General features: G+C 44.4%; 26 protein-coding genes. 20 read left to right on the forward strand and 6 right to left on the reverse strand.

Annotation, left to right across the window (positions count from 1 at the left end):
* Positions 1-28: 28 nt before the first annotated feature.
* Positions 29-835, reverse strand: a complete 807-nt coding sequence (locus AC1DM9_RS05950) for an SDR family oxidoreductase (RefSeq protein WP_477511284.1) — start codon at positions 833-835, stop codon at positions 29-31.
* Positions 836-1,163: 328 nt separating this feature from the next.
* On the opposite strand from AC1DM9_RS05950, the gene racE reads away from it, so the two are divergent.
* The 8 genes from racE (at position 1,164) to AC1DM9_RS05990 (ending at position 6,419) form a co-directional block, all read left to right on the forward strand.
* Entirely contained in the window at positions 1,164-1,973 is an 810-nt protein-coding gene (gene racE / locus AC1DM9_RS05955) for a glutamate racemase (protein ID WP_477579315.1), read from the forward strand.
* A 102-nt stretch (positions 1,974-2,075) separates the two neighbouring features.
* Positions 2,076-2,981 carry a M14 family metallopeptidase gene (locus AC1DM9_RS05960; RefSeq protein WP_477579062.1) on the forward strand — a complete coding sequence of 302 codons (906 nt, stop codon included), beginning with the start codon at positions 2,076-2,078 and terminating at the stop codon, positions 2,979-2,981.
* A gap of 78 nt (positions 2,982-3,059) precedes the next feature.
* Positions 3,060-3,293 carry a hypothetical protein gene (locus AC1DM9_RS05965; RefSeq protein ID WP_076266789.1) on the forward strand — a complete coding sequence of 78 codons (234 nt, stop codon included), beginning with the start codon at positions 3,060-3,062 and terminating at the stop codon, positions 3,291-3,293.
* 45 nt (positions 3,294-3,338) lie between these two features.
* Complete coding sequence (locus AC1DM9_RS05970; RefSeq protein WP_339203589.1) at positions 3,339-3,641, forward strand: iron-sulfur cluster assembly accessory protein; 303 nt, start codon at positions 3,339-3,341, stop codon at positions 3,639-3,641.
* Positions 3,642-3,678: 37 nt separating this feature from the next.
* The gene (locus tag AC1DM9_RS05975; protein WP_076266791.1) at positions 3,679-3,903 is read left to right on the forward strand and encodes a YuzB family protein; all 225 of its coding nucleotides are present in this window, start codon (positions 3,679-3,681) and stop codon (positions 3,901-3,903) included.
* A gap of 110 nt (positions 3,904-4,013) precedes the next feature.
* Positions 4,014-4,628 carry a DUF3990 domain-containing protein gene (locus AC1DM9_RS05980; protein ID WP_477511282.1) on the forward strand — a complete coding sequence of 205 codons (615 nt, stop codon included), beginning with the start codon at positions 4,014-4,016 and terminating at the stop codon, positions 4,626-4,628.
* Positions 4,591-4,890, forward strand: a complete 300-nt coding sequence (locus tag AC1DM9_RS05985) for a hypothetical protein (protein ID WP_076266793.1) — start codon at positions 4,591-4,593, stop codon at positions 4,888-4,890. Before AC1DM9_RS05980 ends, AC1DM9_RS05985 begins: the two co-directional genes overlap by 38 nt.
* 86 nt (positions 4,891-4,976) lie before the next feature.
* A complete protein-coding gene (locus AC1DM9_RS05990) occupies positions 4,977-6,419 on the forward strand; it encodes a PDZ domain-containing protein (RefSeq protein WP_477579064.1) in 1,443 nt (480 codons plus the stop codon).
* A gap of 118 nt (positions 6,420-6,537) precedes the next feature.
* Here AC1DM9_RS05990 and AC1DM9_RS05995 read toward each other — a convergent pair whose 3' ends face one another.
* On the reverse strand, positions 6,538-8,535 hold the full coding sequence (locus AC1DM9_RS05995) for an LTA synthase family protein (RefSeq protein WP_477579066.1): 1,998 nt from the start codon (positions 8,533-8,535) through the stop codon (positions 6,538-6,540).
* A gap of 63 nt (positions 8,536-8,598) precedes the next feature.
* Complete coding sequence (locus AC1DM9_RS06000; RefSeq protein WP_076266796.1) at positions 8,599-9,741, reverse strand: THUMP domain-containing class I SAM-dependent RNA methyltransferase; 1,143 nt, start codon at positions 9,739-9,741, stop codon at positions 8,599-8,601.
* A 142-nt stretch (positions 9,742-9,883) separates the two neighbouring features.
* Here AC1DM9_RS06000 and AC1DM9_RS06005 point away from each other — a divergent pair, with 142 nt between their 5' ends.
* Complete coding sequence (locus tag AC1DM9_RS06005) at positions 9,884-10,516, forward strand: O-methyltransferase (RefSeq protein ID WP_477551455.1); 633 nt, start codon at positions 9,884-9,886, stop codon at positions 10,514-10,516.
* 932 nt (positions 10,517-11,448) lie between these two features.
* Here the strand turns inward: AC1DM9_RS06005 and AC1DM9_RS06010 are convergent.
* The gene (locus AC1DM9_RS06010; RefSeq protein ID WP_477579068.1) at positions 11,449-12,672 is read right to left on the reverse strand and encodes an MFS transporter; all 1,224 of its coding nucleotides are present in this window, start codon (positions 12,670-12,672) and stop codon (positions 11,449-11,451) included.
* Between the two features lie 320 nt (positions 12,673-12,992).
* Between AC1DM9_RS06010 and AC1DM9_RS06015 the strand changes: the two genes are divergently transcribed.
* From AC1DM9_RS06015 to AC1DM9_RS06035, 5 genes are all read left to right on the forward strand, one after another.
* On the forward strand, positions 12,993-14,660 hold the full coding sequence (locus AC1DM9_RS06015) for a GspE/PulE family protein (protein WP_477579070.1): 1,668 nt from the start codon (positions 12,993-12,995) through the stop codon (positions 14,658-14,660).
* A 35-nt stretch (positions 14,661-14,695) separates the two neighbouring features.
* The gene (locus AC1DM9_RS06020) at positions 14,696-15,733 is read left to right on the forward strand and encodes a type IV pilus twitching motility protein PilT (RefSeq protein ID WP_477579072.1); all 1,038 of its coding nucleotides are present in this window, start codon (positions 14,696-14,698) and stop codon (positions 15,731-15,733) included.
* A gap of 33 nt (positions 15,734-15,766) precedes the next feature.
* Entirely contained in the window at positions 15,767-16,978 is a 1,212-nt protein-coding gene (locus tag AC1DM9_RS06025; RefSeq protein WP_477579074.1) for a type II secretion system F family protein, read from the forward strand.
* Between the two features lie 143 nt (positions 16,979-17,121).
* Positions 17,122-17,475 (forward strand): prepilin-type N-terminal cleavage/methylation domain-containing protein, encoded by a 354-nt coding sequence (locus AC1DM9_RS06030; RefSeq protein WP_477579077.1) that lies wholly within the window; start codon positions 17,122-17,124, stop codon positions 17,473-17,475.
* Between the two features lie 67 nt (positions 17,476-17,542).
* Entirely contained in the window at positions 17,543-18,316 is a 774-nt protein-coding gene (locus AC1DM9_RS06035) for a prepilin peptidase (protein ID WP_477579079.1), read from the forward strand.
* Here AC1DM9_RS06035 and AC1DM9_RS06040 read toward each other — a convergent pair.
* Both AC1DM9_RS06040 and AC1DM9_RS06045 read right to left on the reverse strand, forming a co-directional pair.
* The gene (locus tag AC1DM9_RS06040; protein WP_477579081.1) at positions 18,313-18,819 is read right to left on the reverse strand and encodes a hypothetical protein; all 507 of its coding nucleotides are present in this window, start codon (positions 18,817-18,819) and stop codon (positions 18,313-18,315) included. The genes AC1DM9_RS06035 and AC1DM9_RS06040 overlap by 4 nt on opposite strands.
* Positions 18,820-18,840: 21 nt before the next feature.
* Positions 18,841-19,296: a type IV pilus modification PilV family protein gene (locus tag AC1DM9_RS06045; RefSeq protein ID WP_076266805.1), complete on the reverse strand. Its 456-nt coding sequence runs from the start codon at positions 19,294-19,296 to the stop codon at positions 18,841-18,843.
* A gap of 73 nt (positions 19,297-19,369) precedes the next feature.
* Here AC1DM9_RS06045 and AC1DM9_RS06050 point away from each other — a divergent pair, with 73 nt between their 5' ends.
* The 6 genes from AC1DM9_RS06050 to hemH all read left to right on the forward strand — a co-directional run bounded on the left by AC1DM9_RS06050 (position 19,370) and on the right by hemH (position 25,939).
* On the forward strand, positions 19,370-21,343 hold the full coding sequence (locus tag AC1DM9_RS06050) for a hypothetical protein (RefSeq protein ID WP_477579083.1): 1,974 nt from the start codon (positions 19,370-19,372) through the stop codon (positions 21,341-21,343).
* A gap of 33 nt (positions 21,344-21,376) precedes the next feature.
* Positions 21,377-22,420: a type IV pilus biogenesis protein PilM gene (pilM, locus tag AC1DM9_RS06055; RefSeq protein ID WP_477579085.1), complete on the forward strand. Its 1,044-nt coding sequence runs from the start codon at positions 21,377-21,379 to the stop codon at positions 22,418-22,420.
* Complete coding sequence (locus AC1DM9_RS06060; RefSeq protein ID WP_477579087.1) at positions 22,417-23,019, forward strand: hypothetical protein; 603 nt, start codon at positions 22,417-22,419, stop codon at positions 23,017-23,019. Before pilM ends, AC1DM9_RS06060 begins: the two co-directional genes overlap by 4 nt.
* A gap of 2 nt (positions 23,020-23,021) precedes the next feature.
* Positions 23,022-23,711, forward strand: a complete 690-nt coding sequence (locus AC1DM9_RS06065) for a hypothetical protein (protein WP_477551464.1) — start codon at positions 23,022-23,024, stop codon at positions 23,709-23,711.
* A 211-nt stretch (positions 23,712-23,922) separates the two neighbouring features.
* A complete protein-coding gene (gene hemE, locus AC1DM9_RS06070) occupies positions 23,923-24,993 on the forward strand; it encodes a uroporphyrinogen decarboxylase (RefSeq protein WP_441881012.1) in 1,071 nt (356 codons plus the stop codon).
* Entirely contained in the window at positions 24,986-25,939 is a 954-nt protein-coding gene (gene hemH, locus AC1DM9_RS06075; protein ID WP_477579089.1) for a ferrochelatase, read from the forward strand. Before hemE ends, hemH begins: the two co-directional genes overlap by 8 nt.

Genomic DNA, 25,939 nt, shown 5'->3' on the forward strand with positions numbered 1-25,939 from the left:
ATGGTCTTCTATCTATTCTTAATAATTGCTATCCGCGCAGCAAGGATTCTGCTCCGTCTATGTAAACAGTGGTACCTGAGACATGGTCCGAATCATCAGATGCGAGGAATAATGCAAGCTTGGCCACTTGAGCTGCGCTGCCAGGCCCATCTTCCAGCGGCTGGCTGCCATCTGGATATTCAACGGGAATCGACACACTCTCGAGCTCTGGCGTACGCTCTGTATTTTGCTCGATATTCGTCTCAATAGCTCCGGGGCAGATGGCATTCACGCGAATTTTGTACTGGGCAAGCTCCAAAGCAGCCATCTTGGCAAAAGCGACCTGTCCAGCCTTCGTGCTGCTGTAGGCGCTGAAACCGATATTCGAGAACACCCGATTACCATTTATGGAGCTGGTGATAATAATGCTTCCGCCTTTATCCTTTAACAATGGAATAGCGTGTTTTACAGTCAGGAATGTGCCGGTGAGATTAACTTGAAGCGTCGTATTCCAGTCTTCGATATCCATCAGTTCAATCGGTGTTAATACACCGTTAATACCTGCATTGGCAAATACAATGTCTAGGTGTCCATAATGCTCGCGTGCTTGTCGATAGGCGTCTGCAAGCTGAGCTTCATTGGAAATATCAGTTTCAATAGGCAGGCAGTCGACATTGTATTCTCGAACACTGCGGCATACCTGCTCCATGGCGGATTCTTTAACATCAAGCAGAACCAAATTGGCGCCTTCCTTCGCGAATTTCAAAGCTGCTGCCCTGCCAATACCAGAGCCTGCCCCGGTAATGAGAGCGACCTTTTCTTGTAAACGGCCGATCGGATATTTCACTTTTGTCATCTGAACGCCCTCCTTTTTGTTTTCAATCCAAATGCAATGCTCCACATTGTTTCTACACGTATGTACCCGATCCGAGATGATCTAAACCGAATGCAAAAGGCTGCACCCATTTATTCCTCTGCATTATTGCTGGATTAACCAAAAAAGGACTGTCAATGCTACGTAACGTAGTCATTGACGGTCCTTTGTCATTTACATTGAGCTTTCAATTTTAAATTTCAGACCGCTTGTCCGAAATGTCGATAAGATACTGGTACGTTTTTGTGCCTGTATTCATATGCTATTTTGTCTCTATTCATCACATTATGTTTAGGAAAGCGGTGTGTTTGTGCAGCAACCGATTGCAATACTGGACTCAGGCGTTGGCGGCCTCACCGTTGCCAAGGAAGTTATGCGCCAACTGCCGCGAGAAAAAATCCTTTACTTTGGAGACACGGCTCGAACGCCTTATGGACCGCGTTCTTCAGAAGAGATTGTTCGTTTTACGAGGGAAATCGTCGATTACTTAATTCAGTTTAATCCGAAAATGATTGTTATAGCATGTAACACAGCAACAGCGGCCGGACTTGAAGACATTCGCTCAAGAGTCGCGATCCCGGTTGTTGGCGTCATTGATCCTGGTGCAAGAGCAGCTATCGGCCTTACAGCTACGGGTTATGTTGGTGTCATCGGCACAGAGGGAACGATCAAAAGCGGTGCTTATGAGCAAGCTTTAAAGACGTTGTCGCCGAATGTGCAAGTGATAAGCGAAGCGTGCCCGAGATTTGTGCCGCTAGTGGAAAAGGGGAATTTTCGTTCCTTTGAAACGTACGAAACGGTGCAGAGCTCCATTGGGCATTTGCGGCTTTTTCCAATGGATACGTTAATACTTGGCTGCACGCATTATCCTTTTCTAGCGGAAACCATATCCGAGGTGATGGGTCAGAGCGTGAATCTCATCAGCTCAGCGGACGAGACGACACGCGAGATCAGGAGTATTTTGGAAAACAATGACCAGCTTGCGAGCGAGGAGAGGGAACCGGTGCATCAATTTTTTTGCAGCGGAGATCCGCGGATGTTTCAATCCATTACTCAGCAGTGGCTTGGGAAGCAGATTGAACTGACGCCTGTAGTTTGGCAAATACCCAATATCATTTAAATGATAAGAAACTGAAGCCGGGCTTAAACATAGCAAGGCTTCTTTTTGTTGATTGCTACATAGGACAAATAAGACCTTGCATAGCATGATAGGAGCAAATTTATGCAGCTGGGGGCGATGGTTATATACTCCTTACAAACGTATGGCTATCTTGATTTAGTGGAGGGTGTTCGGCAGCTATCAGGCAGATACTCGTTTTTATCGGCACATATTATTGGGGGGAGCGTAATGGGCAAGCCGTTATTGGCGCTCCGCTGCGGCAACGGCCCGCGTCAAATTCATATGAACGGCTCTTTTCACGCAAATGAATGGATTACCTCTGCACTACTGATGCGCTTCGTTGCTGATTTGTCGGCAGCTTATTGCAGCGGGGAGCGAATGGGTGGACAGCAAGTGGCGGATTTGTGCAAAGACGTGACTTTATGGGCTGTCCCGATGGTAAACCCAGATGGTGTAGAGCTCGCACAATACGGAGCATTGCCGAGGCATCCTTATTATCAGCAGCTAATGGAATGGAATGGCGGCTCCGATCAGTTCAGCAACTGGAAGGCCAACATTAGAGGTGTTGACTTAAATGATCAATTCCCTGCGTTTTGGGAAGAGGAGTGCAAGCGCAGAGGGGTAGAAGGGCCTGGACCACGCGACTATCCAGGACCGTATCCGCTAAGTGAGCCGGAGGCGAATGCCATGGCTCAATTTACGAGTAGAATCGGTTTCGATGCGGTTCTTGCTCTTCATACGCAGGGGCGGGAAATCTATTGGAATTATCGTGATTATGAGCCTGCAAATGCAGAGCAGCTTGCCAAACGGCTCGCTCAGGCAAGTGGATATGAAGCGGTAAAGCTGACAGGCAGCGATGCGGGATATAAGGACTGGTTCATTCATCAGTTCCGCAGACCTGGCTTTACAGTGGAAGCGGGCTATGGCGAAAATCCGCTGCCGATGAGTAATTTTGATCAAATTTATGTGGAGCTGCAGCCGCTGCTGCTAGAGGCGCTTCGCCTTTAGCGGCCGCTGGCCTCTAGTAGTTAATTACGCCATGCTTATGCTATACTAATCGGAAAAGGTCAGCAAAGGTGGGATTTCATGCGTAAGTTGCTGTCGCTGCGCCATTGGCAGCGTACGTTTGTCCGTATTTTTCAGCTGCTTCGATCAAAGGATGTTTCACTGCTGGACAAGCTGATTTTTTCCGTGCCTGTTTTTCTTTACTGGGTTTTGCCGGACGTCATGCCGTTCATGCCGATTGACGACATCGCGGTTACGATGGTGCTTGCCGAATGGTTTGCCCGTAGAATGGAGAGCAAGTATAATATAAAATAATAACGATTGCCGAAAGGCCTAACGATAAGAGGAGCTGGATAATTTATGAACTGCAAAATTTCAAAAAATGCTGCTAAAGTTCTACAAGTAGAGCTGGACAAGCCTGAAAACGAAGGTAAAAAGCTGCGTATTTATGTCACTCATTCGCACGGCGACCATGCTCATTACGGTATGGGAATCGACGAGCCGACTGAGAAGGATATTGTTGTATCCACTGACAAAGGGATCGATGTTATTTTGGAGAAAGACAATGCTTTTCTGGACGGCGTTCGCATCGATTATTTCTATGTGCCTGAAGAAGGTTTTGCCGTTACGAATCCAACCAAGGGCAACCACGGTGATCACTAGCATTTTTCCGTATTCGGTTGAGACAGGACGATGAATAATGGCTAACGATATAATGGTTTGCGACAAATGCAAGCATACGAAGATCAAATCGATTTTGCCCAAGCTGCAGAAGCTGGCGCCGGACACAGAGGTTCGTGTAGGCTGCAAGTCGTACTGCGGGCCATGTGCCCGCTATGCATTTATTTTTGTTAATGGACGGTACATTAAGGCGCCTTCAGAGGATGAGGTCATCGAGAAGATCATTCCTTACATCAAGAAATAAATAACAATATTAATATTATAGAACGACATACACGACAAGACCCTGCGACAGTTTGATTTCGTAGGGTCTTTGTATTTTCATACGAGGAGCCAAACGAAAGGAGTGCGAGCGTGGACATAACGACGCCTCAGCTTTTATATCATGGAACCACAAGCAACACTGTGCAATCATTTGGGCAGAAGCTGTTGAATTCACCCTATTGGCGGCCGGGGAAAGATTTTGGAGAAGGATTTTATACGACAATATCGGCTGAGCAAGCACGCAAATGGTCGCATAAGGCAGCAAAGGAGTCATGGGACGGCGGTCGTCCATGCGTGCTTGTCGTAGAACTGACCTCGGTACCGGAACAGGTCGAGCCTCTTTTGTTTTTATCCGATTCACCGGCATGGGCGTCCTTCATTCTTGCTCACCGCAAGGCAGCGGTCAAAGGTGCTGATCCCTGTGATGCACATCCAGATATCATCATCGGTCCTATGGCGGACAATGACACTGGAAAAATCGTACATAAAGCAGTACAATTAAAGAAAGATGAGCAATGGTTTTATGAGCAAATTACAGTGTCGCGCAAAGGCAGGAAGCTCGATTCGCTGCGGCTCGGCAATCAGGTCGTTTTTTGCTCCGAACGGTGGGAATCTCATTTGAAACTAGTCGGCTACCATATTTATACGGGAAGCAGGTGGATGTATCATGAAAGTGAAAACACAGGTCAGGTTAAGCTTATATGAACGCGGAATTGCTGAGGCTTTAGCTGCCGAATACGGCTATACCGCAGCGGATGCAAGAGAACTTGTCGTCGAATATATTCAGGTTATCCGCAAGCTTAGCGGGTATGACAATTGTGCCCAGTATGCTCAACTGCTCGATCGTGCACGTCGTATGAACCATTCCCCAGCGCAGTGGCTTGAACGTATCCAAAGCGTGGAGAAAGGCGAAATGAGAGACAGAGGCATTGATTCGGAACAGCGGCAATATTTGCAAATGAAATAGGACCCCGCGATGTGTATCGCCCGGGTCCTTTGTTTATCCTAAAAGAAATACATATGCTTCGTTTGAGAAAGCTTAGGGGGAAAAGAATGCTGAGGCCAGCACGTTATTACCTATTTGGACTAGTCCTAGCGCTTGTCTGTTTGGCTGCAGCAGAGCTCATTTGGCTGCCGGCCCCGCTGAAGACATCCGGCGGGATACAGTGGATAGAAATGATCGATTGGTTGTTCAATATATTAGCCCTTATACCGATTAGCTGGGCGGCTGGTGCCTTGCTCGGGGTTTGGCAGCAGCGGAAAAGAAAAGGCTGGACGCTTATTTTACAGCTAGTACGCATTATAATCGCTGGACTAGGCATAATCGGAGCAGGTTATGTGCTGTTTGCGCCAGAGATGCTGTTCCAGATGCTGCTGGTTATCGGCGCTGCTGCACCGCTAGTGTTTGTAGATATGCTTCTTACTGAAGCGTTAGAGCGGTCGCGAGCGGCGAGGGCATTGAATATAGGAGGGAATCGTTCGAACGCTCCCAAGAGGCTTCTAAGCCCTCTGTGGCTGCCAAAGCGCGGGGTGGTCACTCTAACGATTACGATAGTGCTTCTATTGGTTTTGCTCTGCCCTACCGGCTATCGCGTCACATACCCGGGGATGACGCTCAATATGAATCGTTATGCGCATGTAGAGAAGAGCGAAAACAGCGGAGGAACGGTAAACGGCATACTCGTATTCGAGAGGCCGGCCGTACCTGCTGATTGGCTGTATGCCAAGCTGCTTCCGATGTATAGCTTCGAGAAAATACCAGAAAATGAACCGCCGCTGACGGAATCGTACACACAAGTCGTTAATATGAAAACAGATGCGAATCGTGTTGCAGCAGCTGTTGCCATGCAGAAAGCAGGCGTTGGAGGCGGAATTAAGCCAGATGGCATTCGACTTGTTGCCATCGTAAAGGATAGTCCAGCCGAGCAGAAGCTGCAAGCTGGCGATATTATTGATGCGATGAATGGGCAAGCGGTTAAATCGATTGGCGAGATGACCGACTACATGGAGAAAGCGGTAAAGCCTGGCGAGTCCGTACAGATTACGCTAAGGAGAGCAGGGGTTCAGACACAAACGGAGGTTAAGACGAAGGCCTCAGCTGATTCGCCAGACCGAGCAGTGTTCGGCATTTCGGTGCAAACAGAGCTGCTTCTCGATATCCCGCTTAACATCGATTACAAACGCTTTATGGCGCATATTGGAGGTCCATCTCATGGAGCGATGCTGACGCTGGCTATTATTGATCAGCTGACACCAGGCGGCGTTACGTATGGCAATCAGGTGGCGGGTACAGGTACAATTGAAGCAGATGGCTCGATTGGATTAATTGGCGGCATCAAGCAAAAGGCTTATGCAATCAGCCGGACGGATGCGGATGTGTTTTTTGTGCCGGCAGAGCTGGAAGGAGACGCTCGCAGCGGAGCGCCTGATCTCAATATTGTGCCAGTGAACACGATTGACGATGTGCTGAATTGGCTGTCTGAGCATAAAAAGTAGCTAAATGTGTAGGAATGTTAGGTATACCGAATATAAAAAAGAACCTTTAAATCCACTATTGAATGTCGATTTGAAGGTTCTTTTGTTTTGCTTTTTCATAGCTTACTAAGCTGCAACGTTAACGACCAGCTGTCTCAAGCCCATTGCTGCTGCGAGCTTCTGTAGCGGTTTGCTCCTTGAAGTCAGCGATGAGATTGTTCATGACGATTTGATCCGACATGTTCAGCTCGGTGCGCGAGTCTTCAAAGGCACTTATGCAGCCGCTGACTGGTATGGATGCATTGTCTTGGATGTTCCAGCATGCTCCGTTCTCAGCGATGCCATCCGCTGAAGGCATAAAGTAGAGGGTACCATCAGTGAAGGCACCGTTTCTTTGCACGACCTTCTTGCCAAGAAGAGGATTCTCTATAAGCAGAGGCATGCCAATTAAATATTGATCAGCCGTCGAGATGCCGAGCAGATGCATAATCGTAGGCGATACATCAAGCTGACCACCTACATTCGTATACGTTCCTGCGTGCTCGTTCTTAGGCAAATGTATGAGCAGAGGTACCTGTTTCACAATCATTTGACGCTCTAAATCATTCAGCGGTTTGCCAAGGAAAGACTCAAACAACGACCAGTCATTAATTGAGTTGTCGTGATCCCCGTACATGACGAGAATCGTATGATCCCAAAGCCCTTCTGCTTTCATTCGATCAACCAGCTCACCGAGCGCGGCGTCTACATAATGAATGGACTGCAAATAATCCCCCATTAACGTACCATCCAGCTCGCCAAGGTTAAGCTTTTGCTCCTCTTCCGGCATCGTGAACGGATAATGGCTGGAGAGTGTGATCAGAAAGGAGTAAAAGGGCTGTTTCTGATCGGCAATGACGTCAAAGGATTGTCGGAAGAAAGACTTGTCACCGAGAGCCCAGCCGATTTTTTCATCTAGTTGAAAATGCTTTAAGCTGTAAAACTGATCATATTGCATGTTTTTGTACATCGTATTTCGGTTCCAAAAACCACCCTCATAAGAGTGGAAGACGGATGTCCCATAATCGTTTGCTTTCAAGGTGCTGGACATGCAATCGAATTCGTTTGGTGCATATTGGATGAAAACCGAGCCGTTCGTGACGGGCTGCATGGAGCAGTTTGCCATGAAATCGGCATCCGAGGTTCTGCCTTGAGCGGTTTGTTGATAAAATTGACTGAAATAAGCGCTCTGCTCGATTAAATCGTTTAAATTCGGGGTAATTTCTTGACCGCCGATTGATTTATTAACCATGAAGTTTTGGAAAGCTTCGAGCTGAAGCATAATGACATTGCTGTTTTTATATGCGCCAAATAAAGCATCCTGCTCGAGTATTTTCCGCTGGTCGGCGCGTTCTTGAATCCAGTTTTTTGCACCTGAATACTGCTCAGCGGTAACCGTCTCCGCATCCAGCCAGTGTTGTTTGACATAACGATACACATCATAGCCATGAAAACCAAGCGCACCCGTCATGTTGTAGATGGACAGATTCCACCAATTGCCGACCAAAATACCTTGTCCCCACGTACGCTTCGCTTCATTTACGTTTGTGAAAACAAGCGATGTTCCGATGCCAAAAATCACAGCGCTTAGAACGATGCGGACGATAGCCTTTTGCATGCCAGCAGGCTTGCGACGATACTCATTCGCTTGACGAAGATCGCTCCGCCCTCGCCATAATGCGTAAATCGCAAAGGGAATGATAACAATCCAATCTAGGAACAAAATAAAATCCGTCATTCGGAGAAGTGTGCCGATACTCTCGCCTAGGGAGTCCACTTGACTGAACTGAAGCAATACGGGAACGGAGATCAGATCTTGAAAGTAGCGATAATAAATAATATCGGCATACAAAACAAAGGATGCGATCAGGTTCAACACGATAAGTGCAACGATCCGTCCGCGTGCAGGCAGCCATATAGTCCAGAAGCTGAACAATAAAATGGCTCCGAGCTCGATAAGGGCATCTTTATCGGTCATTTTCATTTTTGGTACGTCAAGAATGGCATTGAATAGATAAACCTTAGCCATCATCACAGCCACAAATAAAAGCAAGTCTACAGCCTTCAGCCGCTCGAGCCCTATCAAAATCTTGCTCATCAAGCGGCGTAAAGCCGAGTGGTTATTATATAACATCTATAAAATATCCTTCCTCTTTCGTTACTATCGATTTCCGCGAGGGGGAAGCGGTCCAAAAAATTGCAAGTAATTACACTCGATACGCCCATTAAACAGCTTCCGCTTCTTATCCGCAGGACGTCCGAAATAGTGCTCGATTGTCGTTGATGGGCTAATCGAGAAATACGACCAAGTTGGGTAATGGAGCGCAGTCAATCCGAACTGACGCAGCGCAGCCTCTGCTTGTACATCATCGCCGAGACGTTCGCCGTATGGCGGGTTCGTAATAATAACGCCGTAATCGCCTTCAAGCTTCACTTTGGCAACGGGTTGTACAGTAAGCTTGATTTCTTTGCCGAAACCCGCTTTCTTAATAGCAGCTTCTGCGATTTCAATCGCTCCTGGATCAATATCAGAACCTGCAATTTGAAGTGGAACATCATCTTTTACCAAATCAAATGCCTCATCGCGCGCTTCATCCCACAGCTCATTCGGAATAAGCGGCCAGCCTTCGCTGTTAAAGCTTCTGCGAAGGCCAGGTGCGATGTTCCAGCCAATCATTGCTGCTTCAATCAATATCGTACCGGAACCGCAAAATGGGTCGTAAAGCGGCCGATCAGGACGCCAGCGGCTAAGCTGAACGAGAGCAGCGGCAAGCGTTTCCCTAATTGGAGCTTCGGTAGCTACTTTCCGGTATCCACGTTTATGCAAGCCATCACCTGTAGTGTCCAGCGTCAGCATGGCACGGTCATTCATAAGCGTAACTTCTATTACATAACGTCCGCCGTTTTCGGGAAACCATTCGGTACCATAACGTGCAGACATTTTATCAACGACCGCTTTTTTTACGATACTTTGGCAGGCGGGTACGCTTGTCAGCTGAGATTTTTGCGAGCGGCCATTTACAGGGAATTCACCGTCGTTCGGAATCCATGTCGGCCAATCAAGCGCTTTGGTGCCCTCAAACAATTCATCGAAGGTGGTAGCAGGGAATTCTCCCATTTTGATTAGAATTCTGCCTGCTGTGCGCAGCCAAAGATTGGTGCGGCAAATATCGATAGGACCGCCTGTGAAATTAACGCGTCCGTTCTCTACCTGAAGATCGGTATAACCTAGATCCTTCAATTCACGTGCAACAACCGCTTCAAGCCCCATTGGCGCAGTTGCGATCAATTGTAACTTTTCCATTTTACACTCTCTTTTCATTAATTCTTGGTGACCTTAGCTTCATATCTAAAGCATAAGCTTGTAACCCCGTGAACAAAAACATACAATCAAGTATAGGACAAACTAGCTTGTTTTTACAAATTGTAAAATTGGAGAGAGTAGAATGACGTTGCAAAATGAACAATATGTGGATTCGCTTTATGTGGCAGATGCTGATCTTGAGCGTACAAAAGCAGGCATAGCGGCTAATGGAATGCCGGATATATCAGTTGCTGATGGGTATGGCAGGCTGTTAACGATGCTTGTATCGCTGTCGAAAGCACAAAATATTATTGAAATTGGAGCACTAGGCGGCTATAGCGGCATTTGCTTGGCACGGGGCCTGCAAGAGGGCGGTAAATTAGTATCGCTTGAGCTGCTGCAAAACTATGCTGATCTAGCCAAGCTGCATATGGAAGCAGCTGGACTCGGAGATAAGGTAGAGTATATGGTTGGTGATGCGAAGCAAAGCCTTGCGGAGCTGAAGTCTGCCGGCAGGAAGTTTGATTTCTTTTTTATCGATGCAGATAAAGAAGGATATCCCATCTATCTGGACTACGCGATTGCACTCGCTAATCCGGGAGCGATTATTGTAGGCGATAATATTTTACTGCGCGGAAGAACGATCGATCCAGCCAAGGAAGGTCCAGCGGTTCGTGCCGTGCGCTCTTTTAATGAGATCATCGCAACAGACGATCGTTTGCAGAGCACGATATTGCCGGGCTACGATGGATTAGCGATAGCGATTGTGAAGTAATAGAGCAAGCCCCGACCCCCTTCGGTATAATGCTGGAGGGGATCAGGGCTTTTTTTTGATAGTTGGTGGGAGTTAGGTTTGTTGGAAATACTCGAAGTAGGTTTTAAGAGCATATGTGTGCTTATGGGGTAGGAGTAACGTTGATTTGTGAGCTGTAAGAACCTATGTGTTCTTACAGCTTCTATTTGGTGTGTTGGGAGTGCTCGGAGTAGGCTTTAAGCGCACATGTGTGCTTATGGGGTAGGAGTAACGTTGATTTGTGAGCTGTAAGAACCTATGTGTTCTTACAGCATCTATCTGGCGTGTTGGGAGTGCCCAGAGATGGCTTTAAGCGCAAATATGTGCTTATCGGGTGAAAGTAGCGACGATTTGTGAACTGTAAGAACCTATGTGTTCTTACAGCTTCTATTTGACGTGTTGGGAGTGCTCGGAGTAGGTTTTAAGCGCAAATGTGTGCTTATCGGGTGAAAGTATCGACGATTTGTGAGCTGTAAGAATCTATGAGTTCTTACAGCTTCTATCTGGCGTGTTGGGAGTGCTCGAAGTAGGCTGTAAGCGCATATGTGTGCTTATCGGGTAAAAGCAGCGTCAATTTGTGAGCTGTAAGAACCTATGTGTTCTTACAGCTTCTATTTGGCGTGTTGGGAGTGCTCGGAGTAGGTTTTAAGCGCATATGTGTGCTTATGGGGTAGGAGTAACGTTGATTTTTGAGTTGTAAGAACCTATGTGTTCATACAGTTTCTATCTGGCGTGTTGGGAGTAATCTTTAAGCGCATATGTGTGCTCATACGTAGATGTCGCATGTGTCGTATCGTTTGAACTCATTAAGAACCTATGTGCATGTACAACGAGGGTACAACATTAATCTAAAAAAGGGTCATGAAGGAATTCGCATTCTCCTTCATGACCCTTTGCTGTCTCCATGTAATCGATCAGCCGTCCTTGACCGGCTCTTTTGGCTGTGGCCGCTTGCGGAGCAGCGACTGCCACACCCATCCAGCGTTAATCATGAGCATGACCGCAGATAAAAGAAATAAACCTTTAATGCCGATCCAACCGGAGAGGGCCCCACCCGTGATCGGGCCAATCATGTTGCCTAGACTCATTGTGCTGGTGTTGAAGCTGTAGGAACGGCTCTCCATGCCGTCAGGTGTGTATTTTCGAATAAGGGAGTTTACGGCTGGGATAAGCCCCCCGAGAAAGATGCCAAGAAAAAAGCGGGCAATGAGCAATTGCCATACGGTGCCTGCCATCGCTTGTGGAACAAAGGCGAGCGACGAACCAACAAGCGCTACGCCAAGTACACGTTCTGCGCCGATTCGGTCACTAAGCTTACCGAGCAGCGGCGAGGACACGAGATTGGAGAGACCGGTGACTGATCCGACGAAACCTGCCAAGAAAGCAAGGTTGGCCGTTGTCCCGTGAAGCTCCTGAACATAAAGCGGAATAAGCGTCATGGGGCTCATCATAGCGAATTGAATGAGAAAAGTGACGGCAAATAACGCAGTAAGCTGAGGAATGCCGCTTAATTTCCGAAAACCTTCGATGACGGAGGCTTGCACGCGAGCAGCTGCTTTCATGCGGTCAAACGGTTCTTTTACAACAAATAGAGCAAGCAGCGAGGCTGCGAACAGCAAAGCTCCTGTCAGGTAGAAGATCGGCCTAAAACCAATAGAATCCGCGAGCAAGCCGCCAATAAATGGGCCAAGTATCGTTCCGGCAATGCCTCCTGATTGAATCGTTCCCATCGCGAAGCCCATCTTGTTTTTTGGCGTTGTTGCTGAAATTAATGCGATAGATGCAGGGTTGAAGCCAGATATTGTCCCATTCACCATACGAAGCAGCAGCAAGTGCCATGGAGTTGTGGCAAACCCCATCAATACCATAACGATGGACATACCGAAACCAGAGCGGAGCAGCATCATTTTGCGACCGTACCTGTCAGCCATCTTTCCCCATATGGGTTGAAAAATAAATGACGTCACAAAGTTGCCCGCAAAAATAAGCCCAGCCCACACGCCGATCTCATGCTTATCGGTTAAACCTAAATCAAATTGCAAATAGAGGGACAGGAACGGAATGATCATCGTCATCCCAGCCATAACGAGAAACTGTCCGAACCACAACACGATCAGATTTTTTTTCCATTGTTCCATAAGAAAATTATAACATATGTGATCGGTTCGAAAAAATTGCTTCTAATAAAATGATTAAAATGTACGATTTAAAAATATTGATTAAGTAATTTTTCTTCGTATTAAACGTTTATATTTATAATGGGATGATTTTCATAGGTCAAAAGACCTTGTTGAAATAGTTGTCCACTTTACTAGGCTAAAATACTTATATATTAGAAGAAAATATAGTTCTAAAGTCATTGACAGACATGCTAGAACTTGATTTAATTAAATCAAGTTCCAAATTGTGAGAATATCTTTAGTATATCTACAAATTTATCGATAGATGGTGATGAGTTATGTCAGGTTTTCGTAAGCGAATAGGAGATTTGCTAGTCGAGTCTGGCGTAATTAGCGAAGAACAGCTGCAGCAGGCATTAATTCAGCAACGGGAATTAAAGACTAGGCTTGGCGACGTATTGATTTCAAAAGGTTACATAACACAACAGCAGTTTATTGAAGCGTTGGAATTTCAGCTTGGCATACCGCATGTACAAATCTATCGCCAGAAGATAGATCCTAAGATTATACAACTTATTTCTCAGAAGCTGGCCGACCAGCATTGTGTCATGCCGCTTCGCATGGAAAGCAATAAGCTGATTCTAGCCATGGCTGATCCGCTAGATTACTTCGCAATTGATGAAATACGTATTGCTACGGGGCTTCGAATTGAGCCAGTAATCGCTTCTAAAGATGAGCTTGTACGTGCCATTAACCGTTATTATGGGCTGCAAGATACAATCGAGCAGATCAGTCAAAATTTGCAGCTAAAAGATATAGACGAAGATCACGCGATTTCGGATGAGGATTCTCCTGTCGTGAAAACCGTCAACCAAGTTATTGTACAAGCTGTGCAATTGGGTGCAAGTGATATTCATCTTGATCCGCAGGACGGAAGCTTCCGCATACGTTATCGTGTGGATGGTGTGATGAGAACGGAGCGAACGCTCCCGCCTAATATGCATGGCATTATTGTAGCCCGAATTAAGATTATGGCTAATTTGAACGTTGCTGAGCGACGTCTTCCGCAAGATGGACGAGTAGAGCTCGATATTGATTTTCGAAAGGTTGATGTCCGGGTTTCGACTTTGCCGACGATTCATGGTGAGAAGGTTGTTATTCGAGTATTAGATCTTGGAAATTCATTGGCAGATATTTCAAAACTAGCGTTATCCGAGCGTAATGAACAGGTCTTTCGCAAAAGCATTGAAATGGCTTATGGGGTAGTACTTATAACAGGTCCGACAGGAAGCGGTAAGTCTACAACACTATATTCAGCGCTTGCCCATTTAAACAAAGAAGACGTGAACATCATTACAGTAGAGGACCCGGTAGAATATCAGCTTGAAGGTGTAAATCAGGTTCAGGTTAATTCTACTAGTGGTTTGACATTCGCGAGAGGATTACGGGCTATTTTGCGGCAGGACCCGAACATCGTAATGCTAGGAGAAATTCGTGACACAGAGACAGCAGAAATTTCAGTACGTGCCGCAATGACTGGACATCTGGTTCTGAGTACATTACATACGAATAACGCAGTGAATTCAATTACAAGATTAATAGATATGGGAGTAGAGCCCTTTCTTATTTCGTCTTCTGTCAATTGTATCGTGGCACAGCGGCTTGTTAGACGAATTTGTAAGCATTGCAAGCAGAGATACACGCCGATTGATAAGGAATTAGAACTTATAACAAGCTATGGCATTCGAACGGATCGCCTATACAAAGGTGCGGGCTGCGGAGAATGCGGTCGCACCGGCTATAAAGGCAGATTAGCCATTCATGAAGTGTTGCTTGTAGATAATGAACTTCGCTCCTTCATTATTTCTAAGCGATCTGACAATGAGTATTATGAACATGCACTCAAGCAAGGAATGATCCCAATCATGGTGGATGGATTAAGTAAAGCAGCAGAAGGGCTTACAACGGTTACTGAGGTTTTTCGTGTGTTAGGACTTGGAGAATAAAGGCTAGTTAGTTATTGCCAGGAGGGGGGCTGTACATGCAGGCAGAGGAAATGCTTCGCTTAGCTCATTCCAAACAAGCATCTGATATTCACATCACAGTTAATTCTCCCATCATATTCCGAATTCACGGAGAATTACTACCCATAAATGATGAGTTACTTAAGCCGATTGATACGCTCGAGCTCGCTAAGCAATTCATGAATGAAGAACAGTATACTGCGCTTCAACAAAACGGTGACGTTGACTTTTCTTACGGAGTAGCAGGACTAGCCAGATTTAGAATAAACGCGTATAAGCAGCGAGGCAGCGTTGGACTAGCTATTCGAATAGTGCCCAGCCGAATTCCTACTATGGAGGAGCTGCGGCTGCCGCGGATGGCGTCTGAATTTGCGAAGAAACCACAAGGTTTACTACTAGTAACTGGGCCTACGGGAAGCGGGAAGTCTACCACGTTAGCATCCATCATCGACCATCTAAACCGAACGGAAAATGCTCATATTATAACACTTGAGGACCCTATAGAGTTTATATATGATCATAAGAAATCGATGGTCAATCAGCGTGAGGTTGGTCTGGATACGCCGTCCTTCTCTGATGGTCTGCGAGCGGCGCTCAGGCAGGATCCAGATATTGTACTCGTAGGTGAGATGCGAGATTTAGAAACGATAAGTACAGCAATTAGTGCAGCAGAAACCGGACATCTCGTATTCGGCACCTTACATACTGCGGACGCACCGCAAACGATAGATCGCATTATTGATGTTTTCCCGCCTGCGATGCAGGCGCAAATTCGAATTCAGCTTGCAGCCGTTTTACTAGGCGTCATCTCACAACGTCTATTGCCTAAGTCCGACGGACAAGGAAGAACAGCTGCCTTTGAAGTGCTTGTCAATACGCCCGCTGTTTCAAATCTAATACGATCTGAGAAGATTTATCAAATACGTTCTGTTATGCAGACTGGCAAGGCGCTAGGCATGCAGACAATGGAGTATGCGCTGCGGGAACTCGTGCAGCAGGGTCAGGTTAGAATAGAAGCTGCACGTGAAGCGTTATTCGGATTCGGTGAGTTATAAATTTAATATTCGAGTTTCATTGGAGTGGGTAAAATGCCGAAATATCGGTACAAAGCGATTACTTCCAGTGGCAAGAAGTCAATTGGAATTCTTGAAGCGAATACGATGCAACGTGCACGCGAGGCTCTGAACGAGAAGGGCTTGTGGGTCACGGATATATTAGATACGAATGAAACGACGCTATACAAGGATATATCGTTTGGCGGGCCGCGAGTCAAGATGGTTCAGTTTACTGTCTTTTGCAGGCAGTTGGCGACTTTGTATCAAGCTGGTGTTAGTTTAGTTGAGGCTGTTCAAATTTTGAGTGAACAGACAGATAGCAAAACCTTATCTAAACTTCTCGCAGCCATTGCTGAAGAAATGAGAGGCGGCAAACAGTTCTCTGAATCAGTATCCGCATACCCTACCGTATTCTCGCCCATATTTGTCAGTATGGTTCAGGCGGGTGAAGTGGCAGGAAATCTGGATACGATGCTGCATCGGTTGGCTGTATTCTTCGAGAAAGAACGCAACACAAGGGAAAAGGTAAAGTCAGCAATGGTTTATCCGACGGTGATGCTCGTAATGATGGTTCTCGTCGTTATTTTCATGATGCTTTTTGTTATTCCTCAGTATGTGACAAGCTTTGCGGGAATGGGAATCGAGCTGCCATTGCCAACGCGCATCGTTATGTCAGTTAGTGAATTTATGCAGAACTTCTGGTATATCGTAATTGCTGCAATGTTTGTGCCTAGCTTATTATGGAAATTTATTAGACGCACAGCTTCCGGCAGACAAAAGTTGGACTACATGCTTCTCAAAATACCGGTATTCGGCACATTATGGCATAAGCAGGCAATTGCCCGTTTCTCAAGAACGTTTAGTTCGCTTATAGCTGCTGCTATTCCGCTTACGCAAGGCTTGTCTATTGTCTCAAACGTTGTAGGAAATGAGGCAATGGGGAAGGTGATTTCGGATACTCGGGAAAAGGTTCTAAGTGGGGAAACGATGTCAGATACACTTAAACAATCCAATCTTTTTCCCCCTATGGTTGTTCAAATGATGGCTATCGGCGAGCGTTCAGGTTCAACTGAGGACATGCTGGATAAGGTTGCTGATTTCTATGAGTCAGACGTCGATCAGATGGCGGATCGTCTCAAGGCGCTTTTAGAGCCGCTTATGATTGTTTTGCTAACTGGAGTAGTAGGTGTCATCGTTATGGCTGTCATGATGCCGACTTTTAAGATGATGCAAAGCTATTTATAGATTGATGTTTCCAAATTACGGAGAATAAGCGTTATCCACTCTGAGCATAGATGTACCCCTTGCTCAGAGCTGCTTAAATGTAGTACAGGTTTCTTGGTTTTAATTGTTTTAAATATGCTTTAAAAATTGAGAGGAGAATGTTTATGTTGATGGCTTTGAAACGGAATCAAAAGGGTCTTACGCTTATCGAGTTGCTTGCGGTGTTAGTTATTGTTGGGATTATTGCTGCGATTGCTATCCCGGCTATTGGGAACACGATTAACAATTCAAAAATAAAAGCAGACGCTGCTACCGACCAAATTATTATCGAATCTGTGCTACGGTACGTGGTTGATGAAGAGAAAACTGCAACTGTGACAGATGCGGTTATTGACACAGAATTAGTAACTAAGGGATATTTAAATGCTATGCCTACTTGGAAAGTAACAGGTAATGCTAAGACTAAATTTACTGCAACGCTTAACGAAAATAAATGGACAGTAACCTTAAGCAAATAACAGTAGTATAGAAAGGCAACCTCCAAGGTTGTCTTTCTATAAATTTTCCAAGCAAAGAAGGGTCAAAATGATTACACCAGCTATTATCGCATTCGCGTTTTTGGGGCTGCTTCTTAGCGGTGTGCTTAACGCTGTTGCTATCCGATGGGATGAACGGCTTCTTCCTGTTTATCCACCTACATACGAACTAAACAATAAAGTAAAGCCGAAATGGTATGCTATTGTGCCATTGTTATCTGTACTAATCTTGACGCTCAAGAGCAAAGTAAGTAACAAAACTATTGTGTGGCGTTACCCCGTAGGCGATCTCATAACGACCGTTCTGTTTGCTCATGCCGCCAATTACATAGGATGGAAGCTCGAATTGTTCGCAGCACTGTTCTTCATTAGTATTCTAGTTATCATCGTACAAACAGATCTTACCGATATGATTATTCCAAATAAAGTGGTGGTGGTTGGTGTCGTCGGTGCAATATGCATCCGATTACTCGTTCATCCGCTTACGTTATTGAATTATGGCATCGCTGCTATTACGGGCAGCGGGGCGTTATTAATCATAGGCATCATTGGAGATAAGGTGTTGAAGAAAGAAACGATGGGTGGCGGAGACATCAAGCTTTATGTGTTCATTGGCTTGATCTTAGGCGTTAAGCTTACCTTGCTCAGTTTGTTTCTCGCCAGTTTATTTGGATTAATCGGAGGGCTTGCTTTGATTGCAACAGGGGCACAGTCCAGAGGCAAAACGATACCGTTCGGACCCTATATCGCTGCAGGTGCGTTAGCGGCTTATTATTGGGGGAACGGCTTGATTGGATGGTATTTATCTTTGCTGAAGTTTTAGCTGATTCGTTGAGTAGTATAAACAACTGTTGATGTTTTTTTGATCGAATTGTTGGGCAGCTTCATCTCAAGCGTAATCTCTATTCGACCGTCTTTGGCATCAAATAGAATACTTTCAACCTTATCAGAGAATTTGAAGCTTGAAGTTGGGGTTGCGGATACAATGTTTGCAACAATTGGTTTATACGAGACTGTAAGTGATTTCGAAGAACTATCATATGTGTAATCGACTGCCTCATCATTTTCAGAACTAACGAGTCGCAAATGGCTAGTTTTACTCACTAGTGGTACTGGCGAATAGCCTTTACGGACGGCTTTCACAAGTTGGCTCATGATATCCCTTTGTTGTTGGAGTGTTTTCTCTCTAGCAGATACTTGATTTAGACTCATATTTGAATAGTTTAGCAGGTAAATTAAGAAGCCTAAAATAATGACCGAAAGAACAAGAACGGCAGTAACTTCAACAAGCGTCAAACCTTTTTCATTTTTTAAATAATATCGCACTTCCGTTCACCTCAATCGAAATTATTTGTATTCAACATACGCTTCTAATTCGAATTTTTTAGAAGAAGAGACCTCGATACAATTAACGGTAACTCGGCGGAATATGGAGTCTAAGTCGGATACTGCTGTATCTGTAAGAGCTACTGTTCCTAATGAAGCTGTATGAGATTGAATGTCCAGTTCATACCGCCGATCAATGGCATCCGGATAATAAATGGTTGTTGAGGCAAGATTCCGCAGATTCTCTAGTGAGATGGCTTGTCCATATACAGTAGTTTGTGCACTGTTCGTTTTTAGTTTGTTTTTGATTTCTTCCATCACATTTCTAGCCACTACAACTGCTTCATCTGATTTTTCATTTGATTTGGTATCTAATGCGGTTTGCTGCAAAATGAATGTGATACCTAGAACTGCGATGCCTAGTAAGACGATGGAACCCAAAACTTCTATCAATGTTAGTCCTTTTTGATTGCGCATCGGGCAGCTCCTTTAAAGTTAAGTAGTCGGATCGATTTACTCATAGAATAATATGTTTAAGGGGGAAAAGGCAATGATTAAATCTTTTCAGTCCGAAAAAGGCGGAACGTTAATGCTTGTTTTTGGATTTATCGTAATGATTTCCATTGTAATAGCTCCGCTTGCTATGAGTACGAGTGTTGGATTGTTGCAAGCCAAAACAAACGCAAATTCAGAGAAGTCTTTCACAGATGCTCATTCAGGTATGACCGTGTTCGCTAGAATGTATGAGGATATGAAACAGATTGATGAAACGAACAATACATTGCCAAACATCGAACGGTTGGTTCAGATTGTCAATGGAATGCACCAATTAAACGTCCAAGCGGATATTGTGAATGACAGCGATAATAAGCCGATTGCTGTAGTCTTTAAAGCAGGTTACGGAAACGGAAATCAGGTTCGTGCAAGCGAGCTAAGGTATAATTTAGTTCCGTTTCATGAACCTACTTCTCCTCCAATCATCGTTGTTCCAACACCAACGCCGACGCCGACGCCAACTCCAGGCTCTACACCATCACCAACCCCGCCGGTCCCTTCAACTGGCAATAAGGTCATTATGAAAAATAGTCACAATACTTCAGATAATAAGGATAATAAAAACAATAAAGTTTTTGCAGCATGCTATATATTGCCTGCAACGGGTCAAGCGTTGCCGACGTCGCATATTTTAAATGATTATACGGACACTCAGTTTAAAGATTGGTTTGCTCCGACAGCGGACTATTATATCAATCATTCTTCTAACGTAATCTCAAACGCATTCCAGAATGTGTTCTCGGATAAACGGTTTAGTGAGGTTGCTGCACTGGTAAGTAAAGTTACATCAATTGAATTGTCTAAAAGTGAGTCAGGATCCGCAATTATTAATGCCGAAAATGTCAATATAGGAGGTACGTCAAGCACTATTATCACAAAGGATATAGTTATTGATTCCGATAGTAACGGGAATTCTGTTGTGGCAAATGGGGATTTGTATTTCAAGGATATCATCAAAGCAGAGATCCTATTTAAAGGCGACGTACGTGTCGGAGGGAATTTGAGATTTAGAGAACTCGCTGCTGACAAATCGATTACTTTTAAACAAGATGTTCTTGTAAAAGGAAATGTCGTCATTGGTGATACGGGAACGAATGGCACAATCGTTATTGATGGTGATCTAATTGTGAATGGTAATTTAGTGGTAAATAATACACTGACAAACTTTTTTGTCAAAGGCGATATTATAGTGAATGGTGACATTGAGTATAAGAGTACCGTTCTAAGATGGCATGTCGACGGCGGTATGGTTGTGAAAGGAAGTATAAATGCAACGAACGGTATTACTAGCTTTGATGTGAAAAAGGATATTGTTGTTCAAGGCGGGATGCTCTTCACCAATCCTGTTGCAGAGTCAAGAGATGGTGTAACAGGATTATTCTCCATTGGGGGGGCCTTGAAGGTGAAAGGAATCCTTCAAATTAAAAATACAATTTATAGCTTTGTCGTCGCAGGAGATGTCATTGCTAATCATAATTTAATCATTAATGATGTCATTAAGAAAAACTTTCAAGTGGGCGGCTCTATCTATATAAAAGGGAATATGCTACTAGCAAATACAGTTTTTGATTTTAATGTTCTTGGCAATGTAATTGTGGAAGGAGATTTTACTGTTAATAGTACTATCGAGAAAGCATTCAATATTAAAGGCTCATTAGTGTCAAAAGGAAATATTGTTTTTAATAATACTATACAAACGGATGCGTTTATAAAGATTGGTGGAAATCTAATTTCTAAAGCAGATTTAAACTTTGGTGAATGGCGACTAAATGGGAGTCTAGATGTTGGTGGTATGCTTTTAGTATTTAAAGACGCTACCTTTGGTGACTTAAAGAAGGACTGGAATAGTAATCAAACCAAAGGTTTTTACGTAGGTGGTACAACGAAGTTTAATTCGGAGTATGCAACCTCTACATATCTAGATGGTCTTGTTAAAGGACACATACAAGAACGTATCTGCATTAAGTAACTACATTATGCACTGCCGGAAGGGGGATGAGAAATGAATCAGTCCATACTTAGAAAACTAACTAATGGTCATCAAACCCTTGGTATTGAAATCACAGACAGCTATGTTAAGGTTTGTGAGATTCAACAAAAGGGCAAGAAGGCTGTTCAATTAATGAACTATTCCTCAAGAGAGCTGCCAGTGGGTGTTGTTGACGATGGAAAGGTCATGGATAAGGAAAAGCTGCAAGCTGTATTGAAAATAGTGTTGGACTCCAGGCGCTTTGGAAGTCGATACGTTCATTTCGCCATTCCTAGTCAAAGAGTGATGGTAAGAAGTCTCAAGCTGCCGGATATCGTAAATGTTGAGCTTAAGAAGCTTGTACAGTTCGAAGTGAAAAATAACTTGAGTATGGCATTTGACGATCCTTATTACGATTTCATTAAGCTGCCGAAGGCTGTTAACGCTCAGGCAGTGCTACCATCGGAAGAAGCGAATTTATGCGAGGTGTTGGTGGTGGCTGCATCAACGAGCATATTGCAGGATTATGTAGATATTTTTGAACAACTGAAATTAATTCCTTGCAGCATTGAGATCAAGTCATTCTCCCTACTGCGGTTAGTAGAATGGGGGCATATCGATGTTGAAGGAATTAATATTATCGTTAATGTAAATGAACTAAACAGTGAGATAACTATTATAGAAGATGGACATTTCAAAATTACCCGTAATGTTGAGGTATCCTTCAAATCCTTAGTCACAGAACACGACATTGAGCAAAATCTTTGGCTAGATAACTACTCAAACCCTGAGCAATTTTTCATGAATGCTGCACAGGATTTAATAGCAGAGCTAGAGCGGTTAATGAATTTTTACTACTACAATATCAATAAGAGTGAACGTACATTCAGCCGAGTAATAGTCTCAGGTGATATTTTACAACTAGATAAGCTTGTTTCTTTAATGGAGGATAGTCTAACCCCGCCTGTAACGCTGCTGAATTTGGATCTAATATCTGAAGCAGGAAAAGACAGTAGCTTCAGTATTCCAATGTATGCCGTGCCGCTTGGTTTAGCTTTGAGGGGGAAGGAAACATGAAATCAATAAATTTACTGCCTATGAAGCAAAAATCAAACTCCAAAAATCCAAAGCTGCTGCCGCTGATGTTGTTATTAATGTTTATTTTGTTAAGCGCGCAGCTGTACTATACGAAGACTTGGCAAGCGGAAGCTAGCAGATTTCAACAGGAGAGCTTACGATCGGAGCAGGAAGCCGACAAAATCCGTAATAACGGCGATTTGAAGGTTAAGGTGGACGCATATAAACAAGCTGAGCAAATGATTGCCCAATTAGAGCTTAATCGAACGGAATGGAAGTCGTATTTGGCGGCCATTATTGGAAATCTGCCTTTGACAACAAAAATAGTGACGATATCCGCTAGTGATGATCTGAAAATTAGTATGGAGCTCGATTTTGTAAATGCATCTGAGGTGATTCAATATATGAAGGTCTTGGAGGATAATGATAAGCTTCAAGGTGTTGTATTATCTTCTTTCTATAAGAAAGCGGACGAGCAAACGTCTGCGGAAGCTGTTACTTCAGGTACAAATGGCGAAACCGTCATAGAAATGAAAAGAAAAGAAGTTTATAAGCTAACCTTAGTCATTGAGCTTAATAAGGAAAAAGGAGCTCAATAAATATGGAGATCAAATTGAAAGTTGCCAAGCCGTCGCTTACTAAATTTCAGATTTATTTTATCATTGGGATTGCTATATTGGTATTGGTGAACGCAGTATCTTTGTATGTTTACCTATTACCTGAGCTAGAGAACTTGAAGCAAGTTAAACAAGTGTTAGTACAAAAAAAACTGACGCTGCAAAGTGTGAGAAACGAATATTCCGATGAGAAAATATCAGAGAAAGAGATAGAACAATTAACGAACCGTGTGCCTGTAAGAAGAACTGACTCAGATAACCTCATTTTTTTTCAAGATTTAGCGTTGCTCTCTATGGCACCGCTAGCTTATGTAAAGCAATCGAATGAGGATGAAAATATTCCACAAACCTCTGAGACTGCGGTGCCAAATTTAAATACCATTACTAATAACCTCGAAGTGGTTGTCGTTGGTCATCTTCCTAGTCTATTGCTCTATATCGACAATATGCAGAAGCATGAACGGTTGTTCACATTACAAAAATGGAACTTGACGGAATTAACTAAAGAAATCGTTAGTAATGATTATCCAGATTTATATTCGCATCCTTTCATTAAGAAAGATAAACCGATTCTTTCCTTGCGAATGAACATTCAAACGTACATATTTCCTCAATATGCAGACGTTTTCCGTAAAGTCAGTGATACGGAGAAAACTCAGGAGCAATCAGCCTAATTCAAGGGTATGTCATAAGTACAAGATGGCTTATTAGTTAGAGTGCTACAGCTCTTATTAATGAAGCCATCTTTTTTTCATACATCCTTCATGCAACCTGCTGCTGATTGTCATACTATTGTCATAGGAAGTGGAGTGTCGGCGGTTGTTAGGTTTGCGGAAAAAGGGCATAATGGAAGCATAGGAAAATACATAGAAATGGGGAACGGGAATGTCTTATAACGACCGTTTCATACGGGCTTGCCGGAAGGAACAAGTAGATCAATTACCTGTATGGTACATGCGACAAGCGGGACGATATGATCCTGAGTATCGCAAAATAAAAGAGAAGTATTCTTTGCTTGAAATATGCAAACAGCCGGAGCTTGCGGCTGAAGTAACGATGATGCCGGTTCGTAAGCTGGGCGTCGATGCAGCTATTTTGTATTCTGATATTATGAATCCAGTAGCATCTATCGGAATTGATTTTGATATCGTAGCTAATATTGGGCCCGTAATTGCGAACCCGATTCGTTCGGCTGCTGATGTTGAGCGCTTGAAGCCGATTGATGTGGAAGGCGATCTAGGCCATGTCATCGAGACGATTCGGATACTAGACCGTGAGCTGGAAGTGCCGTTAATTACGTTCGCTGGTGCGCCATTCACCATTGCCAGCTATTTAATTGAAGGAAGACCATCCAAAAACTATTTGCGTACGAAAGAAATGATGTACAGCGAGCCGGAGCTATGGCATGAATTGATGCGTAAGCTTGGCGACATGGTCATCACTTATTTGCGCGCGCATATCGCGGCAGGCGGTAAAGCCTTTCAATTGTTCGACAGCTGGGTAGGCGCTTTGACGCCAGCGGATTTCCGGAAATTCGTCTTGCCGACGATTGAACGTATTTTTGCAGAATTGTCAGACTTGCCGCAGCCGAAAATTTACTTCCCAGGCGTAAGCTCAGGAGAGCTGCTTCCGGAACTATTAAATGTCAAAACAGATGTCATCGGTCTCGACTGGCGGGTTTCGATTGCAGAAGGCCGTCGGAGACTGGATCATGGCTTTGCCGTGCAAGGCAATCTAGATCCTACAATTCTGACTGCGCCAATTAGCGTGATTGAGTCGTATGCGAAAGAGATCATTGATAGCGGAATAGAGGAGCCAGGATTTATTTTCAACCTTGGTCATGGTTTGTTCCCTGAAGCATCACTTGAGAAGCTGGCTCAGTTAACTGCATTCGTACAATCGTATTCTAAAAAGGCAATCGCTGCACGCAGCCATAAGGAGACTAGTCATGTCTGAGCATAAAGCGAAACAAATAGGCGTACTTGTAATGTCCTACGGAACGCCGGAATCGATGGATGATGTTGAAACGTATTACACGCATATTCGCCGCGGCAATGCACCAACGCCTGAGCTGCTTGCTGAGCTTAAGGTTCGTTATGAAGCGATTGTTGGCGGGGTTTTCCCACTGCGTGAAAATACGAACGGTCAGGTTGCCGGCTTGCAGGACAAACTAGAGCAGCTGGCTCCTAACAAATTCACATGCTACCAGGGCTTGAAGCACGCAAAACCGTATATTGAAGACGGTGTTGAGCAAATGGCGAAGGACGGCATCACACAAGCGGTAGGAATCGTACTTGCGCCACATTTTTCAACGATGAGCGTGGGCAGTTATATTAAGCGTGCGGAAGAAAAGGCGAAAGAGCTAGGTATCGCGATGACTTTCGTAAAGCAATACCATATGCATCCAAAATTGCTTGAGGCGCTTACGGATCGCGTTGTAGCTGGATTAGAACGCTTGGATGCTGCTACAGATGGTGAAGAGCGTGTGAAGGTGCTTTTTAGCGCGCATAGCTTGCCTGAAAAAATTCGTGAGCTTGGTGATCCTTATGAGCAGCAGCTGCTTGAAACTTCTGCAGCGGTTGCGAAGGCAGCTAATGTGAAGGATTGGCAGTTTACTTGGCAAAGCGCAGGACGGACAAGAGATCCTTGGCTAGGCCCTGATATTTTGGAAACATTGCCAGTGCTCGCAGAAGAGGGCGTAAAAGCGGTACTTGTTGCACCCGTTGGTTTCGTATCAGATCATTTGGAAGTGCTGTACGATCTTGATATTGAAGCCCAAGCTGCTGCGAAAGAGCTGAATATGACTTTGGATAGAATTGCGATGCTGAATCGTGATCCTTTATATATGGAAACATTGGCAGAATCGGTCATCGAGGCTTTGGACAGCCAAGGGAAGGAATGA

The sequence above is a fragment of the Paenibacillus sp. 01T431 genome, from assembly GCF_056398625.1.

Coding starts and splice junctions, on each gene's coding strand:
- AC1DM9_RS05965 (WP_076266789.1), top strand. CDS start 3,060: ATGCGTAAGTTGCTGTCGCTGCGCCATTGGCAGCGTACGTTTGTCCGT.
- AC1DM9_RS06025 (WP_477579074.1), top strand. CDS start 15,767: ATGCCGAAATATCGGTACAAAGCGATTACTTCCAGTGGCAAGAAGTCA.
- AC1DM9_RS06020 (WP_477579072.1), top strand. CDS start 14,696: ATGCAGGCAGAGGAAATGCTTCGCTTAGCTCATTCCAAACAAGCATCT.
- AC1DM9_RS06045 (WP_076266805.1), bottom strand. CDS start 19,296: ATGCGCAATCAAAAAGGACTAACATTGATAGAAGTTTTGGGTTCCATC.
- AC1DM9_RS05970 (WP_339203589.1), top strand. CDS start 3,339: ATGAACTGCAAAATTTCAAAAAATGCTGCTAAAGTTCTACAAGTAGAG.
- AC1DM9_RS06065 (WP_477551464.1), top strand. CDS start 23,022: ATGGAGATCAAATTGAAAGTTGCCAAGCCGTCGCTTACTAAATTTCAG.
- AC1DM9_RS05950 (WP_477511284.1), bottom strand. CDS start 835: ATGACAAAAGTGAAATATCCGATCGGCCGTTTACAAGAAAAGGTCGCT.
- AC1DM9_RS05960 (WP_477579062.1), top strand. CDS start 2,076: ATGCAGCTGGGGGCGATGGTTATATACTCCTTACAAACGTATGGCTAT.
- AC1DM9_RS06050 (WP_477579083.1), top strand. CDS start 19,370: ATGATTAAATCTTTTCAGTCCGAAAAAGGCGGAACGTTAATGCTTGTT.
- AC1DM9_RS05995 (WP_477579066.1), bottom strand. CDS start 8,535: ATGAGCAAGATTTTGATAGGGCTCGAGCGGCTGAAGGCTGTAGACTTG.
- AC1DM9_RS05975 (WP_076266791.1), top strand. CDS start 3,679: ATGGCTAACGATATAATGGTTTGCGACAAATGCAAGCATACGAAGATC.
- AC1DM9_RS06060 (WP_477579087.1), top strand. CDS start 22,417: ATGAAATCAATAAATTTACTGCCTATGAAGCAAAAATCAAACTCCAAA.
- hemH (WP_477579089.1), top strand. CDS start 24,986: ATGTCTGAGCATAAAGCGAAACAAATAGGCGTACTTGTAATGTCCTAC.
- AC1DM9_RS05985 (WP_076266793.1), top strand. CDS start 4,591: ATGAAAGTGAAAACACAGGTCAGGTTAAGCTTATATGAACGCGGAATT.
- AC1DM9_RS06005 (WP_477551455.1), top strand. CDS start 9,884: ATGACGTTGCAAAATGAACAATATGTGGATTCGCTTTATGTGGCAGAT.
- AC1DM9_RS05990 (WP_477579064.1), top strand. CDS start 4,977: ATGCTGAGGCCAGCACGTTATTACCTATTTGGACTAGTCCTAGCGCTT.
- AC1DM9_RS06010 (WP_477579068.1), bottom strand. CDS start 12,672: ATGGAACAATGGAAAAAAAATCTGATCGTGTTGTGGTTCGGACAGTTT.
- AC1DM9_RS06030 (WP_477579077.1), top strand. CDS start 17,122: ATGTTGATGGCTTTGAAACGGAATCAAAAGGGTCTTACGCTTATCGAG.
- AC1DM9_RS06015 (WP_477579070.1), top strand. CDS start 12,993: ATGTCAGGTTTTCGTAAGCGAATAGGAGATTTGCTAGTCGAGTCTGGC.
- AC1DM9_RS06000 (WP_076266796.1), bottom strand. CDS start 9,741: ATGGAAAAGTTACAATTGATCGCAACTGCGCCAATGGGGCTTGAAGCG.
- pilM (WP_477579085.1), top strand. CDS start 21,377: ATGAATCAGTCCATACTTAGAAAACTAACTAATGGTCATCAAACCCTT.
- hemE (WP_441881012.1), top strand. CDS start 23,923: ATGTCTTATAACGACCGTTTCATACGGGCTTGCCGGAAGGAACAAGTA.
- AC1DM9_RS06035 (WP_477579079.1), top strand. CDS start 17,543: ATGATTACACCAGCTATTATCGCATTCGCGTTTTTGGGGCTGCTTCTT.